This is a genomic window from Streptomyces sp. NBC_00237, assembly GCF_026342435.1.
In the GTDB taxonomy this organism is placed as follows: Bacteria; Actinomycetota; Actinomycetes; order Streptomycetales; family Streptomycetaceae; genus Streptomyces.
Map to the genome: position 1 here is coordinate 1,776,251 of NZ_JAPEMT010000002.1, position 14,447 is coordinate 1,790,697.

The 14,447-nt window shown below is 69.0% G+C and carries 13 protein-coding genes; 2 read left to right on the top strand and 11 right to left on the bottom strand.

The window, feature by feature from the left end; all coding sequences use genetic code 11:
• The first annotated feature begins 11 nt into the window (after window positions 1–11).
• Entirely contained in the window at window positions 12–710 is a 699-nt protein-coding gene (locus OG897_RS21670) for an N-acetylmuramoyl-L-alanine amidase (RefSeq protein WP_266658849.1), read from the top strand.
• On the opposite strand, the gene OG897_RS21675 is transcribed toward OG897_RS21670, so the two are convergent.
• From OG897_RS21675 to OG897_RS21685, 3 genes are all read right to left on the bottom strand, one after another.
• On the bottom strand, window positions 707–1,948 hold the full coding sequence (locus OG897_RS21675) for a cytochrome P450 (RefSeq protein ID WP_266660387.1): 1,242 nt from the start codon (window positions 1,946–1,948) through the stop codon (window positions 707–709). The genes OG897_RS21670 and OG897_RS21675 overlap by 4 nt on opposite strands.
• A gap of 264 nt (window positions 1,949–2,212) precedes the next feature.
• Window positions 2,213–3,382: a cysteine desulfurase family protein gene (locus OG897_RS21680; protein ID WP_266658850.1), complete on the bottom strand. Its 1,170-nt coding sequence runs from the start codon at window positions 3,380–3,382 to the stop codon at window positions 2,213–2,215.
• A 67-nt stretch (window positions 3,383–3,449) separates the two neighbouring features.
• Window positions 3,450–4,433: a YafY family protein gene (locus OG897_RS21685; RefSeq protein WP_266660389.1), complete on the bottom strand. Its 984-nt coding sequence runs from the start codon at window positions 4,431–4,433 to the stop codon at window positions 3,450–3,452.
• Window positions 4,434–4,579: 146 nt separating this feature from the next.
• Between OG897_RS21685 and OG897_RS21690 the strand changes: the two genes are divergently transcribed.
• A complete protein-coding gene (locus OG897_RS21690) occupies window positions 4,580–4,759 on the top strand; it encodes a hypothetical protein (RefSeq protein ID WP_266658851.1) in 180 nt (59 codons plus the stop codon).
• Window positions 4,760–4,819: 60 nt separating this feature from the next.
• Here the strand turns inward: OG897_RS21690 and OG897_RS21695 are convergent, their stop codons facing one another.
• The 8 genes from OG897_RS21695 to OG897_RS21730 all read right to left on the bottom strand — a co-directional run bounded on the left by OG897_RS21695 (window position 4,820) and on the right by OG897_RS21730 (window position 14,410).
• Window positions 4,820–5,668, bottom strand: a complete 849-nt coding sequence (locus OG897_RS21695; RefSeq protein WP_266658852.1) for a thioesterase family protein — start codon at window positions 5,666–5,668, stop codon at window positions 4,820–4,822.
• A 127-nt stretch (window positions 5,669–5,795) separates the two neighbouring features.
• On the bottom strand, window positions 5,796–6,467 hold the full coding sequence (locus OG897_RS21700; RefSeq protein ID WP_266658853.1) for a trimeric intracellular cation channel family protein: 672 nt from the start codon (window positions 6,465–6,467) through the stop codon (window positions 5,796–5,798).
• A gap of 98 nt (window positions 6,468–6,565) precedes the next feature.
• Window positions 6,566–7,963, bottom strand: coding sequence for a M1 family metallopeptidase (locus OG897_RS21705; protein WP_266658854.1), 1,398 nt, complete (start codon window positions 7,961–7,963; stop codon window positions 6,566–6,568).
• Between the two features lie 242 nt (window positions 7,964–8,205).
• The gene (locus OG897_RS21710) at window positions 8,206–9,294 is read right to left on the bottom strand and encodes an ABC transporter ATP-binding protein (RefSeq protein ID WP_266658855.1); all 1,089 of its coding nucleotides are present in this window, start codon (window positions 9,292–9,294) and stop codon (window positions 8,206–8,208) included.
• A 56-nt stretch (window positions 9,295–9,350) separates the two neighbouring features.
• Window positions 9,351–10,445: an ABC transporter ATP-binding protein gene (locus tag OG897_RS21715; protein WP_266658856.1), complete on the bottom strand. Its 1,095-nt coding sequence runs from the start codon at window positions 10,443–10,445 to the stop codon at window positions 9,351–9,353.
• The gene (locus OG897_RS21720; protein ID WP_266658857.1) at window positions 10,442–11,440 is read right to left on the bottom strand and encodes an ABC transporter permease; all 999 of its coding nucleotides are present in this window, start codon (window positions 11,438–11,440) and stop codon (window positions 10,442–10,444) included. Before OG897_RS21720 ends, OG897_RS21715 begins: the two co-directional genes overlap by 4 nt.
• Window positions 11,441–11,545: 105 nt before the next feature.
• Window positions 11,546–13,309 carry an ABC transporter substrate-binding protein gene (locus OG897_RS21725; RefSeq protein ID WP_266658858.1) on the bottom strand — a complete coding sequence of 588 codons (1,764 nt, stop codon included), beginning with the start codon at window positions 13,307–13,309 and terminating at the stop codon, window positions 11,546–11,548.
• Between the two features lie 102 nt (window positions 13,310–13,411).
• A complete protein-coding gene (locus tag OG897_RS21730; RefSeq protein ID WP_266658859.1) occupies window positions 13,412–14,410 on the bottom strand; it encodes an ABC transporter permease in 999 nt (332 codons plus the stop codon).
• Between the last annotated feature and the right edge of the window lie 37 nt (window positions 14,411–14,447).

Genomic DNA, 14,447 nt, shown 5'->3' on the forward strand with positions numbered 1-14,447 from the left:
AGGGGGTCGTGATGGCCGGGAAATCCAAGAAGGCCAGGCCGAAGCCGTCGGCGAAGAAGCCGAGCAGACGCGGCTTCCTGATCGGTACGGGGCTGGTGGTGACCGGCGCCGCCGTGGTGTGGGGCGACGAGGCGTCCCGGCTGTGGTGGAAGATGCCGGGCGTGGACAAGCAGCGCACGGACGGTGTGGTGGACCAGCCGGGCGCGCAGTGGGTGGCGGCGTCGGCGGGCAATCTGCGGACGGCCGACCGGCCCGCCGACTACTCGATCGACCGGATCGTGATCCACACCACGGAGGGCAGTTACGACACGGCGATACGGGTCTTCCGCGACCCGCTGCACGCGGCCGCCGCGCACTACGTGGTCCGGGCCAGGGACGGGAAGATCACGCAGATGGCCCGGGAGCTGGACGTGGCGTACCACGCGGGCAACCGGGGCTTCAACGAGCGCAGCATCGGCATCGAGCACGAGGCGTTCGCCCACCGGAAGGGGACCCTGACGGAGGTCATGTACCGGTCGTCCGCCCGGCTGGCCGCCGGGATCTGTGCCCGGTACGGCATACCGGTCGACCGCGAGCACATCGTGGGCCACGTCGAGATCCCGGGCACGGACCACACGGACCCGGGCCCGTACTGGGACTGGGACCACTACCTGAAGCTGGTCCGGGAGGAGGCGAAGCGCCCCAGGCCCACCCCCGTGCGGAGCACCTAACGCAAATGCACCGGGAGCGAGTCCACTCCGTACACGATCGAGAGCTTGCGGAAGTCGAGGTCCTCGGGCTGCACCGCCAGCTTCATCTCCGGGAAGCGCCGCACGAGTGCCGGGTAGGCCGCCCGCAGCTCCATCCGTGCGAGTTCCGCGCCGATGCAGCGGTGGATGCCGTATCCGAAGGCGAGGTGTCCCGACGCCTTGCGGTCCGGGTCGAAGCCCCCCTTGTCGGGGGTGTACGAGGCGTCGCGGTTGCCGCCGGCCAGGGAGCACAGCACCAGGTCGCCCTTGGGGATGTGCACGCCGGCTATCTCGATGTCCGCGCGTGCGAAGCGCGGGAAGGCGACCTGCACGACGGTGAGGTAGCGCAGCGCCTCCTCGACGAAGGGCGCGGCGGCCGCGTCGTCGTCGCGCAGGCGAGCGAAGGCGTCGGGGTTCTGGAGGAGGAGCAGGGAGCCGAGGGCGAGCATGCTCGCGGTGGTCTCGAAGCCGCCGGTGAGGACTCCGTCGGCGAGACCGGCCAGCTCCTCGTCGCCGACGGTGTCGCCGTGGTCCCGGATGATCATGCCGATGAGGCCGTCACCCGGATTCTCCCGCTGCTTCTTGACGACGTCGCGGAAGTACGAGAGCGACTCGGACATCGCACCGAAGGGCGCGGTGGCCCCGCTGAACAGGTCGAAGCGCTCCATGGCGAGCTGCTGGAAGTCGTGGCGGTCCTCGTAGGGGACGCCGAGCAGTTCGCAGATGGTGAGGGAGGGTATCGGCAGGGCGAAGTTCGCCACCAGGTCGACCGGTCCGCCTGCCGCGCCCGCGGCCTCCATCGCGTCGAGCTGCTCCTCGATGAGGGTCTCGATGCGCGGGGTGAGGCGGCGCAGGCGGCGCATGGTGAACTCGGGGGTCAGGATGCGGCGCAGGTGCGTGTGGACCGGCGGGTCCGCGAAGCCGAGGCCGCCGGGGTTGTGCTCCGCCTCGACACCGGCGTTGCCCGCGAGGTTGGTGAAGTCACTGCTGAAGCCGTCGGTCGAGCCGAGGACCTCCTTGACCTCGTCGTACCCGGTCACCACCCAGGCGTCCATGCCGAAGGGCAGGGGCACCTGGTAGATCGGGGACTGGGCCGCCTTGGCGGACAGCTTGGCCACCGGGTCGAGGCCGTCTCGGCGCATGGGCAGGAGCAGGTTCTCGGGAAGCCGGTTGAGCAGCGATGAGCTGATGCCGTGCTTCTGGATCCTGGCCAGGTACATGCGCCCGATCCGCGCGGTGATGCGGGAACGGAGGGTCGCCTTCAACGTGAACTCCATGGGTCGTCGTGCGGCCCGACCGCGCGGCGCGTGACTTCTGCGACTTCTGAGGGACTTCAGAGGTCTCAACTATAAAGAGCGATTGTGGGCCATCAGGGTTGAGCGTGATGATGGTTACATAAAACAGAGTGACCCTCCGCTTCCTGTCCTGATACTTACTCGCAGGTCAGGAAGGGTGAGGGGGCAGCGCGCGGCCCCTGGGCGGGGTCAGCTGAGGCCCGCCGTGCGGGCCCGCTCCACGGCCGGACCGATCGCGGCGGCGACCGCCGCGACGTCCGCCTCGGTGGAGGTGTGCCCGAGGCTGAAACGCAGGGTTCCGCGTGCCAGATCGGGGTCGGTACCCGTCGCGAGAAGTACGTGCGAGGGCTGGGCGACGCCCGCGGTGCAGGCGGAGCCGGTGGAGCACTCGATGCCCTGGGCGTCGAGCAGCAGGAGCAGCGAGTCCCCCTCGCAGCCGGGGAAGGTGAAGTGCGCGTTGGCGGGCAGTCGGCCGCCCGGGGCCGGGTCACCGCCGAGGATCGCATCGGGGGCGGCGGCCAGAACGGCCTTCACCAGATCGTCGCGCAGCCCGCCGATGGTACGGGCGAAGTCTTCACGCCGCTCGGCGGCGAGGACGCCCGCGACGGCGAAGGCGGCGACGGCCGGTACGTCGAGGGTGCCGGACCGCACGTGCCGCTCCTGGCCGCCGCCGTGCAGCACGGGGACGGGGGTGTACTGACGGCCGAGCAGCAGCGCCCCGATGCCGTAGGGCCCGCCGACCTTGTGGCCGGACACGGTCATGGCGGCGAGCCCGGAGGCGGCGAAGTCGACGTCGAGCTGCCCGTACGCCTGGACGGCGTCAGCATGCAGCGGAACCCCGAACTCCGTTGCCACATCGGCGAGTTCACGAACCGGCATGACGGTGCCGATCTCGTTGTTCGCCCACATGACGGTGGCCAGCGCGACGTCGTCGGGGTCACGGGCGATGGCCTCGCGAAGGGTGTCGGGGTGGACCCGGCCGTACGCGTCGACGGCCAGGTACTCGACGTTCGCCCCCTCGTGGGTGGCCAGCCAGTCGACGGCGTCGAGGACCGCGTGGTGCTCGACGGGACTGGCCAGGACGCGGGTGCGGCGAGGATCCTCCGCCAGGCGGGCCCAGTACAACCCCTTGACGGCGAGGTTGTCGGCCTCGGTGCCTCCCCCGGTGAACACCACCTCGCTGGGACGCGCCCCGAGGGACGCGGCGAAGGCTTCGCGCCCCTCTTCGACGGTACGACGGGCGCGCCGCCCGGCGGCGTGCAGGGAGGAGGCGTTGCCGGTGACGGTCAACTGGGCGGTCATCGCCTCGACCGCCTCGGGCAGCATGGGCGTGGTCGCGGCGTGGTCGAGGTAAGCCATGGTGGGCCGATTGTACGAGGAGGGGGGCGGGGGACGGCGCCGGGGCGGGGCCGGAGCCCCGCAGGGTCTAAGGGGACGGGGGGTCCGGGGTATAGAGGGTGACCACGTCGCGGGCCGCGCGCAGGAGCTCCGCGCGGGCCTCCGGCGGACCCAGCACCTCCAGGCTCGCGCCGAAGTCCAGCAGCCCCCGCACCCACCGCAGATCCGGGTACGCGACCGAAAGCTCGGCCCACTCCCCGGCGGAGCCACAAGCCCCCTCCACCACATCCGCCCCGTGGATCCGCAGGAACATGTCCAGCCGCTCCCTGCGCACCCTCACCCGCAGCACCACCCCTGACTCCCGCGACTCCACCCCCTGCCGCAGCCCCTCCCACACCTCCGCCAGCTCCACACCCGCCCGCCGCCGCACCGGATCGTCCAGCAGGACCGCCGCCCGCACCCGGTCGGCCCGGTAGAGCCGAGGGACACCACGGTGGTCGGCGACCAGGTACCAGGTCCCCGCCTTCGACACGAGCCCGTACGGATCCACCGTGTACGCCCGCACCGCGGAAGAGTCCGCGTGCCGGTACCGCAGCCGCACCCGCCGGTCGGCGAAGACCGCCTCGTGCAGCACCCCGAGGTCGACCCCGGCCGACCCGTCCGAAGCGGCGGAGGACCGCCACCGCACCGGGTCCACGATGATCCGCCGGCTCGTCAGCTCGGCGGCGGGCCGGTGCGGTTCCGGCAGCGCCGCCATCACCTTCCGCAGCGCGGTCCCCAGCGCCCGGTCGAGCCCCAGATCCGCATGCGTGCTCCGCGAGGCCAGGACGAACAGGGCGCGCGCCTCGTCGCTGGTGAGCCCGGTGACATCGGTCCGGTACCCGGGCAGCAGCGCGAACCCGCCCCGCCTCCCCCGCTCCGCGTACACGGGCACGCCCGCCGCCGACAGCGCCTCGATGTCGCGGTGGACGGTGCGTACGGACACCTCCAGCCGCTCCGCCAGTTCGGCGGCCCGGACCAGCCCCCGGGTCTGGAGCAGCAGCAGGATCGACAGCAACCGGTCGGATTTCACAACGGCCACCCTCCCACCGCATGCCCGCCCCACCCGGGGGCACCCGGCGCATAAGGAATCCATAAGGGGCCCATGAAGGTTCCGCGAGGAAGCCGCAAAGAGGGACACGGGGCCAGTCAACCGGCAAGCACACAAGGGGAGTTCAGATGCTGGCAATCGTGGGAGCCGCACTCTTCGTCATCGCGTTCATCATCAACGCGGCCGAGATCTCGGCGAACAGGATCTTCATGCCGACCAGCCTGATGCTGCTCGGCCTGGCCTTCCTGGCCCTGCACGTGGCGGGCATCGGCGCCGGCTGGAGCGCGGGACGGGGCCGCCGCCGCTGACCGAGCAGCGGCCGACGACCCCGTACACCAGCGCACACGGAAGCCCGGAAATCCGGAAACCTACGCCCTCGGCGCCCGCGCCAGCTGTCGCGACTGGGCGACCAGCCGGTCCGCGCTGTCCCAGACCTCCGCGTCCTCCTCCAGGAAGCCCCCCGCCAGGTTGCGGGTGACGATGGAGACCCGCAGCGGCCCCGGGGCCGGACGGCACCGCACGTGGCAGGTCAGCTCGACGGTCGGCGTCCACCCCTTCAGCCCCAGCTCGAAGCTGGTCGGGGGCAGCGCGTCGACCGTCAGGAGCAGCGACAGCGGGTCCGCGTCCCGGCCGTCCGCGAGCCCGAACCAGGCCCGCATCTCGCCCTTGCCCGACGGCGCCCCGAGCGCCCAGCCGACCGTCGCCGGGTCCAGCCGCAGGTCGAGGCGGTCGGCGATGGCGTTGGAGCCGGGGATCGGCGGGGCGGGCCCGTCGGTCGCCCCGAAGCAGTGCTCCACCGGCGGAATGGCGGGCGGCTTGGCGGTCGTACGGACGTCGTCGGTGAGGGCGTCGAGGTCGCCGTAGGAGGCGAGGACGCGGATGCGCTCGACCTCGTTGCCCTCCGCGTCGTACTGGAAGAGGGACGCCTGCCCGGAGGAGAGCGTGCGCCCGCTCCGTACGACATCCGTACGGATGACGGCCGGTCCGGGCACGGACGGCGTGAAGTAGTGCGCGGACACCGTGAACGGGTCCGGGTGCGGGAGCGCGTCGGCGAGGGCGCGGCCGATGACGGCGAGGAGGTAGCCGCCGTTGACGGCGTTGATGATCGTCCAGCCCGCGGAGAGCTCCGCGTCGTACACGCCCGGCTCGCGCCGCACCACTGCGGTGTCGCGGTCGAACTCGCTGTCCCCGAGGGAACCGGTGGGTATCTGTGCCATGCCCGGCACGCTACACCGCCCGATTACTGAGCGGTAGCTTTTCTCGTGCGGCAGCCGCCCCGAAGCCCCGTACCGCAGCCGCCCCGAGCCCCGTACAGCAGCCGCCCCGAGCGGCGAGCCGGTCCCGCTATCCCGCCTGATCCGGCGCGTCCACCTTCACCGACGACCTGTGCCACGCCCTCGGCGCCCGCCAGTGGAACTTCAGCGCGGCCAGCCGCAGCCCGAAGGACGTCACCACCGCGAGCCCGCTCGTGTACGGGTTCAGCACGTCGAAGCGGATGCACAGGGCCACCATCGCCGCGCCCACGATCGCGGGCACCGCGTACAGGTCCCGGTCCCAGCGCAGCAGCGACGGCACCTCGTTCGCGAGAACGTCGCGCAGGACGCCGCCACCGACCGCCGAGGCCAGGCCCAGCGTCGCGGACGCGGTCAGGCCGAGCCCGTAGTCGTACGCCTTCGCCGTGCCGGTGACGGCGAAGAGGCCGAGGCCCGCCGCGTCGAAGACGTTCACCCCGAGCTGGATGCGCTCCACCTCGGGGTGCAGGAAGAAGACCAGGGCCGTCGCGATCAGCGGGGTCACGAAGTACCCCAGGTCGCTGAAGGCGGCGGGCGGCACCGCGCCGATGATGAGGTCGCGGAACAGCCCCCCGCCCAGTGCCGTGACCTCCGCCAGAACCGCCATGCCGAAGACGTCGAAGTTCTTGCGGACGGCGAGCAGAGCGCCGGAGATCGCGAAGACGAAGATCCCGACGAGGTCGAGCACGTGTTGGACGGAGGGGCTGAAGAGTTCCTGAAGCACCCGACATTGTTACCTACGTACGGGCGCCGAACGGCCTCACGACGCAGAGCCCGGGAGAGCCCGAACCTCACGACGCAGGGCCCGGAAAGCCCGAAGCGCTACAGCGCGGGCTTGCCCTTCGTGAAGAGCCAGGTGTCGAAGAGCCCGTCGAGCTGCTGCCCGCTGATCCGCTCCGCGTACTTGATGAACTCGCTGGTCTCGGCGTTCGCGTACTTGTAGTCCGAGACCCACGTCCGCAGCAGCGTGAAGAACGCCTTGTCGCCGATCTTCTCGCGCAGCACCTGGAGCGTCATGGCGCCCCGGTTGTAGACGGCGGAGGCGAACATCGTGTCGCGCTGCGGGTCGCCGACCACCGTCTGCCAGAAGGGCGACGCGGCGGGCCGCCCGTTGTACGAGGCGCGCATCAGGTCGTGCGCTGTGCCCCGGCCCTTGTGCTCCTCCCACAGCCACTGGCTGTACGTGGCGAAGCCCTCGTTGAGCCAGATGTCGTCCCACTCCTCGGGCGAGACCGAGTCGCCGAACCACTGGTGGGCCAGTTCGTGCGCGATGGTTCCCTCGCTGCGGATCGCCGAGTACACCGGCTTGGTCTGGGTCTCCAGGGAGAATCCGGCCTGCGGCATGTCGTCGACGATCGCGCCGGTCTCCTCGAAGGGGTACTTGCCGAAGAGCTTCGACCAGTAGTCGGTGATCTCGGCGGTCAGGCCGTACACGTCGACGCTGCTGGCGTTCTTCAGTACGGGGTCGATCGCGACGTAGATCGGGGTGCCGCCGGGGGTGACGCCCTTCTGGACGTCGAACTTGCCGATGGTGGCGGTGGCCAGGTAGGTCGCCATCGGCGTGTCGGTGCGCCAGTGGTGGGTGGTCTTGTCGCCCTGTGTCTTCGTCGACACCAGCCGCCCGTTGGAGACGCCCGTCAGACCCTTGGGGGCCTTGATGCGGATGTCGAAGGTGGCCTTGTCGGAGGGGTGGTCGCTGCCGGGGAACCAGGTGGAGGCGGCGTTCGGCTCGCAGGCGACGAAGACGCCGTCGCCGGTCTTCATCCAGCCGTAGTCGGAGCCGAAGACGATCGGCCCGGAGAGCGGCTCGGGCACTCCCCCGTACACCACCTCGACGGTGAACCTGTCGCCCTTCTCCAGCCAGTGGCGGGGCGTGATGCGGATGTCGTCGCCCTTGCGGCTGAAGTCCGCGCGTCTGCCGTCGACCTTGACCGAGGAGACCGTGAGCTTCTGGAGGTCCAGGTGGAAGGAGGAGAGGTTCTTCAGCGCCTTCGCGGTGATGGTGGCGCGGGCGTCGAGGCGGTCGGTGCCGGGGTCGTAGTCGAGCCCCAGGTCGTAGTGGCGGATGTCGAAGCCGCCGTTGCCGAGGTGGGGGAAGTACGGGTCGCCGATGCCCGGCGAGCCGGGTTTCGGGCCGGGGGCCGCCGCGACCGCGACCAGACAGAAAGAGGAGGTCGCGAGTGCGATCGCCGCCAGACGTGCCGAACGGGAGAGTGCCATGAGTCTTCCCTTCGAACGCGTTGTCCCGCCCCACGGTGTGTGGGGCGGACGCGCCGACTCTGCACTCTCCCGTTCCCGGAAGCGACGGGCATGTACATGACTTTACCAAGTCGTGCCCTACCGACCAGTTGGAACCCGTACGTCCGGATTCACCGCACTCGTACGCACGGATTCACCGTACTCGTACGTCCGGATTCACCGTACTCGTACGTCCGGATTCCAACCCGTCAACTCCCTTGCGCCTAGGCGTCCTTGGCAACGTCCACGATCTGCACCGCGTCCCGCGCCTCGGCCACGACCGTCTCGCCCGGAGCCTGGTCCGGAGCGTTCTCCGGGTGGTGGCAGGCCACCTGCTGGCCCACCTTCAGTTCGAGCAGCGGCGGGTCCTGCGTCTTGCAGATCTCCGTCGCCTTCCAGCACCGGGTGTGGAACCGGCAGCCGCTCGGCGGCGCGATCGGCGACGGCACGTCGCCCTTGAGCAGGATGCGCTCGCTCTTCATGCCGCGCCGCTTCGGGTCGGGCACCGGCACCGCCGACATGAGCGCCTTGGTGTACGGATGCATCGGCGCCCGGTACAGCGACGTGCGGTCCGCCAGCTCGACGATCTTGCCGAGGTACATCACCGCGATCCGGTCCGAGACGTGCCGGATGACCGACAGGTCGTGCGCGATGATCACGTACGTCAGACCCAGCTCGTCCTGGAGGTCCTCCATCAGGTTGACCACCTGGGCCTGGATGGAGACGTCCAGCGCCGAGACCGGCTCGTCCGCGACGACCAGCTTCGGCTTGAGCGCGAGCGCCCGGGCGATGCCGATGCGCTGGCGCTGGCCGCCGGAGAACTCGTGCGGATAGCGGTTGTAGTGCTCGGGGTTGAGCCCCACGACCTCAAGGAGGCGCTGCACCTCGGCCTTGATCCCCCCCTCGGGCTTGACGCCCTGGAGGTGGAAGGGCGCGCTGACGATGGTGCCGATGGTGTGCCGCGGGTTCAGCGAGGAGTACGGGTCCTGGAAGATCATCTGTACGTCGCGGCGCAGCGGACGCATCTGGCCGACGCCGAGGTGCGTGATGTCCTGCCCCTGGAACTCGATCTTCCCGCCGGTCGGCTCCAGAAGGCGCGTGATGAGGCGCCCCATGGTCGACTTGCCGCAGCCGGACTCACCCACGACGCCCAGGGTCTCCCCGGGACGCACGTCGAAGTCCAGGCCGTCCACCGCCCGCACCGCGCCGGTCTGCCGTTGGAGCAGACCCTTGCGGATCGGGAAGTGCTTGGTCAGGCCGGAGACCCTGAGCAGCGGCTCGGGAGAGGACGTGCTCTGCTTCGGCACCGTCATCGCGGATTCCTTTGTCTCGCTCACAGCACCCGTCTCACTCACCGCGTCCGTCCCGCTCACAGCTTCGGCGCAATCTCTTCGGTCCAGATCCGCGTGCGCTGTTCCTGGGTCATGTGGCAGGCCGAGAAGTGCTTGCCGCCGACCTCCCGGAGTTCCGGTACGACGGTACGGCTGGCGTTGTCGGCCGGCTTGTCGGCGTACGGGCAGCGGGGGTTGAAGGCGCAGCCGTCCGGCACGTTGATGAGGCTGGGCGGGGAGCCCTTGACCGGGATGAGCCGCTCGGTGTCCTCGCGGTCGATGCGCGGCATCGATCCCAACAGGCCCCAGGTGTAGGGGTGCTGGGGCTCGTAGAAGATCTTCTCGGCCGGACCGCGCTCGATGCACCGGCCGCCGTACATCACCACGATGTCGTCCGCGAGCTCGGCGACCACGCCGAGGTCGTGGGTGATGATGATGACCGCCGAGCCGAACTCCTTCTGGAGGTCGGTGATCAGGCTGAGGATCTGCGCCTGCACGGTGACGTCGAGTGCGGTGGTCGGCTCGTCGGCGATCAGCAGCGACGGGTTGTTGACCAGCGACATCGCGATCATCGCGCGCTGCCGCATGCCGCCGGAGAACTCGTGCGGGTAGCTGTCCACCCGCTTGCTCGGCTCCGGAATGCCGACCCGGTCCAGCATCTCGACGGCACGCTTGCGCGCGACCTTCTTGTCCACGTCGTGGTGGATCCGGTACGCCTCCACGATCTGGTGCCCGATGGTGAAGTACGGGTGCAGCGCGGACAGCGGGTCCTGGAAGATCATCGCCATGTCGCGGCCGCGCAGCCGCCGGACCTCTTCGGGGTCCGCGCTCAGCAGCTCCTTGCCGTCGAGCCAGATCTCACCGCTGAGCTGCGCCTTGCGGCGGCCGTACTGGCCCGCCGTGTGCAGCCCCATGATGCCGAGCGAGGTCACCGACTTGCCGGACCCGGACTCGCCCACGATGCCGAGGGTCTTGCCCTTCTCCAGCTGGAAGGAGAGCCCGTTGACGGACTTCACCAGGCCGTCGTCGGTCGGGAAGTGGACCTTCAGGTCGCGTACGTCGAGGAAGGCGGAGGACGGCGGCGTCTGTGCCACCGGCTCCCCCACGGCCCCCGTCTTGGTCATGTCTGTCATGTGAGCCTCACACGGGGGTCGATCACGGCGTACAGGAGGTCCACGAGGAGGTTGGCGAGCACCACCGCACTGGCGGTGATGAGCGTGACCGCCAGGATGATCGGCAGGTCCTTGTCGGTGATCGCGATCAGCACCGCCTGGCCCAGGCCCGGCAGGCTGAACGTGGTCTCGGTGAGGATCGCGCCGCCCATCAGGGCACCGAGGTCGATGCCGAGCAGGGTGAGGATGGGGGTCATCGTCGAGCGCATGGCGTGCTTGCCGATGACCGTCTTCTCACCGAGGCCCTTGGCGCGAGCGGTACGGATGTAGTCCTCGCCCATGACTTCGAGCATGGACGCCCTGGTCATACGGGCGTACATCGCGCCGAAGAGGAAGGCGAGGCTGATCCAGGGCAGGATCATGCCGCTGAACCACGCCGCCGGATCCTCGCCGAACTCGGTGAACGCGTTGTTCACCCAGCCCAGCGAATAGGCGAAGATCGCCAGCGAGAGCAGACCGGTGAAGTAGACCGGCAGGGAGACGCCCGCGAGCGCGGTGGACATCGCCACCCGGTCCCAGATCGTGCCTCGCTTGAGCGCGGACAGGACGCCCACGGTCAGGCCGATGAACAGCCAGACCACGGCGGCGCCCAGCGCCAGGAAGAGGGTGACGGGCAGCCGGTCGAGGAGCACCGGCCAGACCGCCTGCTGACTCTTGAAGGAGTAGCCGAAGCAGGGTGCCGGGCACTCGATGACGTCGCCGCCGCCGATGTAGGTCCGCCCGGCGAAGATGCCCCGGATGAACTCCCATGCCTGCAAGAGGATCGGATCGCCGAGTCCCAGCTTCTCGCGGACGCCCTCGATGGCGGCCGCGTCGGCCTGCTTTCCGACGAAGAAGAGTGCGGGGTCCTGACCGGTCCACTTCGGGATCAGGAAGAAGATGCTGAAGACCGCGAGGATCACGACGATCAGCATCACTGCGACGGCGAACAGCCGCCTGATCAGATATGTCAGCACTGTGCTCGGCAGCCGCCCCTCGTGGGGGCGGCTGCCTTCACCTGCCCTTCGTGCCAGCGGCGGGTGACGCCGTCAGATGGTGATGTACGTGTGGGTGGCGCGTTACTACTTCATGACGCCGATCTGCGCGAAGTCGTACCAGCCGCTGAAGGCGTCGGAGGCGTAGACGTTCGTCAGTCGGGGCGAACGCCAGTTGACTGCCTTGATGTTGACCAGCGGAAGGTAGTAGGCGCCTTCCATGACCTTCTTGTTGACCTCGCCGTAGAGCGCGGCGGCCTTGGTCGGGTCCTGCTCGGCGATGGCCTTCGCGAAGCCCTCGTCGATGGCCTTGTCCTTGATCAGGGCGTAGTTGTTGTTGCCGTTCTCAAGGATGTAGTCGCTGTGCCACAGCGGCAGGCCGTAGCCCTGGCCGGAGGGGAAGTCCGGGCCCCAGCCGTAGAGGATCAGACCGTAGTTCTTCTTGATGACGTTGGCGGTGTTGCCGACGATCGACGACCCCTCCTTGCCGTTGAACTGGTCGATCTCGACCGTGATGCCGACCTTGCCGAGCGACGCCTGGATGGCCTCGGCGGCCTTCTTGTCGGACTCGTCGGTGTTGCGGACGGCGAGAGTGGTCTTGAAGCCCTTCTCCTGGCCGCACTTCTTCAGGGCTTCCTTGGCCTTGACCGGGTCGGCGGCGCCGCCGTTGGCGCGCAGGCCGTACTGGTCGTCCTTCTCGTCGTAACCGGGGATGACCGGCGGCAGCATGTTCACCGCGATGTCACCGGCAGCGATCGGGCCGCCGCGCGCGTTCTGCACGGACTTGTGGTCCGTGCCGTAGATGACGGCCTTGCGGCACTCGATGTTGTCGAACGGCTTCACGCTCTGCGGCATGGCCACGTAGGAGATGAACCCGGTCTGCGGGTTGTCGAGGTTCTCCTTGTGCTTCTTCAGCGCGGTGGTGCGGCCCGAGGTGTTCATGCCGCGCTGGTTCAGGTCCAGGTCCGCGTCGCCGTTGATGAGGCGCTTGTCGCGCTCGTCGGCGTTGGTGAGGATGGTGACCTCGATGTTGTCCGGCAGCGCCTTGCGCAGGCCGTCCGTCTTCGGGTCGTAGTTCGTGTTGCGCGAGAGCTTCAGGCCCTTGCCCGGGGAGTAGCTGTCGAACTTGTACGGACCCGAGGAGAACGGCTTCAGGGCGTACTTGGTCTTCGTGTCCTTGTCCTTGCGGATCGGCGAGTTGGTCGCCATCGCGAGGATCTGCTCGAAGTCGCCGTTCGCCTTGGGGAGCTTGAAGACGATCTTCTTGTCCGTGGGCGTCTGGATGGCGTCGATGCCCTTGGGGTCCTTGTACGGGCCCTTGAACTTCTTCTCCGGGTCCAGGATGTCGCGGAGGTAGACCGGACCGCCGGACAGCGCCTCCTGCGCCCACTGGCGCTCGATGCCGTACTTGACATCCTGGGAGGTAATTTCCTTACCGTCCTCCCACTTGATGCCGTCCTTCAGCTCGTACGTGTACGTCAGGCCGTCGGGGCTCACCGTGCCCTTGGCCTTGGCGAGGTCCGGCTGGAGGTCGATCGACTTCTGGCCGGGGGCCGCGGTGTAGCTGACGAGCGTGCGGCTGTAGTAGCGCGCGAAGTCGAACGCGAAGCCGTAGTACATCATCGTGGTGTCCCACGAGTCGGCGTCCTGGACGCCGACGAACTTCAGCGTCCCGCCCTTCTTGTCGGAAGGGTTCGCGATCTTCTCGACGCCGGCGTTGAAGCCCGCGCCCTTGCTGCTGCCGCCGCTGCCGCCGCTGCCGCCCTTGCCGCCGCCACCGCTACAGGCCGTGGTGACCAGGAGCGTGGTGGCCGCGACGGTCGCGATCGCCGCGACCCTCCCCATGCGCATGCCGGTTGATTTCACTGTCTCGCAACCTCCGTGAGTAATGCGGCCCTTGCGACCAGGGCTGGTCAGCTGTGGCTCGTATGAAGAAAGCGGGTGAGGTGCTGCTCAGCGGGACCCCTTGGGGTCGATCGCGTCCCGTACGCCGTCACCGAAGAGGTTGAAGGCGAGCACCGTGAGGAAGATGGCCACACCCGGAACGATCATGTACATCGGGTCGGACTCGTAGTACTGCACCGCGTCGGAGAGCATCGAACCCCAGGAGGCCGTGGGCGGCTTCACGCCCACGCCCAGGAAGCTCAGGGCCGCCTCGGTGAGGATGTTGGTGGGGATCATCAGCGTCGTGTAGACGGTGATCGGTGCCACCAGGTTCGGCAGCAGCTCCTTGGTCACGATGTAGCTGCGACCCGCTCCCAGGCTGCGCGCCGCCTCGACGTACTCGCGCTCGCGCAGCGACAGCACCTGACCCCGGACGATGCGTCCGATGTAGGGCCAGCCGAAGAAGCCGATGACAAGGATCATCACCAGCAGCCGCAGCCCGCTTCCCGTGAGCCCGAACAGGGAGCCCGGCATCACGGAGATCAGCGAGATCACGAAGAGCAGCTGCGGGAAGGCCAGCAGCATGTCCATGACGCGGCTGATGACCGTGTCGACCCAGCCGCCGAAGTAGCCCGCCAGCGTGCCGAACAGAGTGCCGAAGACCACGGCGACGACCGCCGCCAGGAAGCCGACGATCAGTGAGACCCGGGCACCGTAGACGATGCGGATGAAGACGTCGCGGCCACTGGTCGGCTCCACGCCGAGCCAGTGCTCGCCGCTCATCCCGCCGAACGACCCGATGGGTGTGCCGAACAGCGGGTCGATCAGGCTCTCGTTGCGGGCCTCGGGCGTCTGCCCGGTCAGCGAGGAGATGACTGGTGCGAGAAGCGCGATGATCACCAGCACGAGGACGATGATGCCGCCCGCGAGTGCCAGCTTGTCGCGCTTCAGCCGCAGCCAGGCGATGGCCCACAGGGAGCGGCCCTCGATCTTCTTCGCCGGTACACCGGCCGCGACGTCAGCCGTTGCGGGTTCCGCCGCGGGCGCGTCGTGAAGTGGTGCCGTCATCGTGGTAGCGACCCCTCTCGGCCAGCGGTCACCGGCC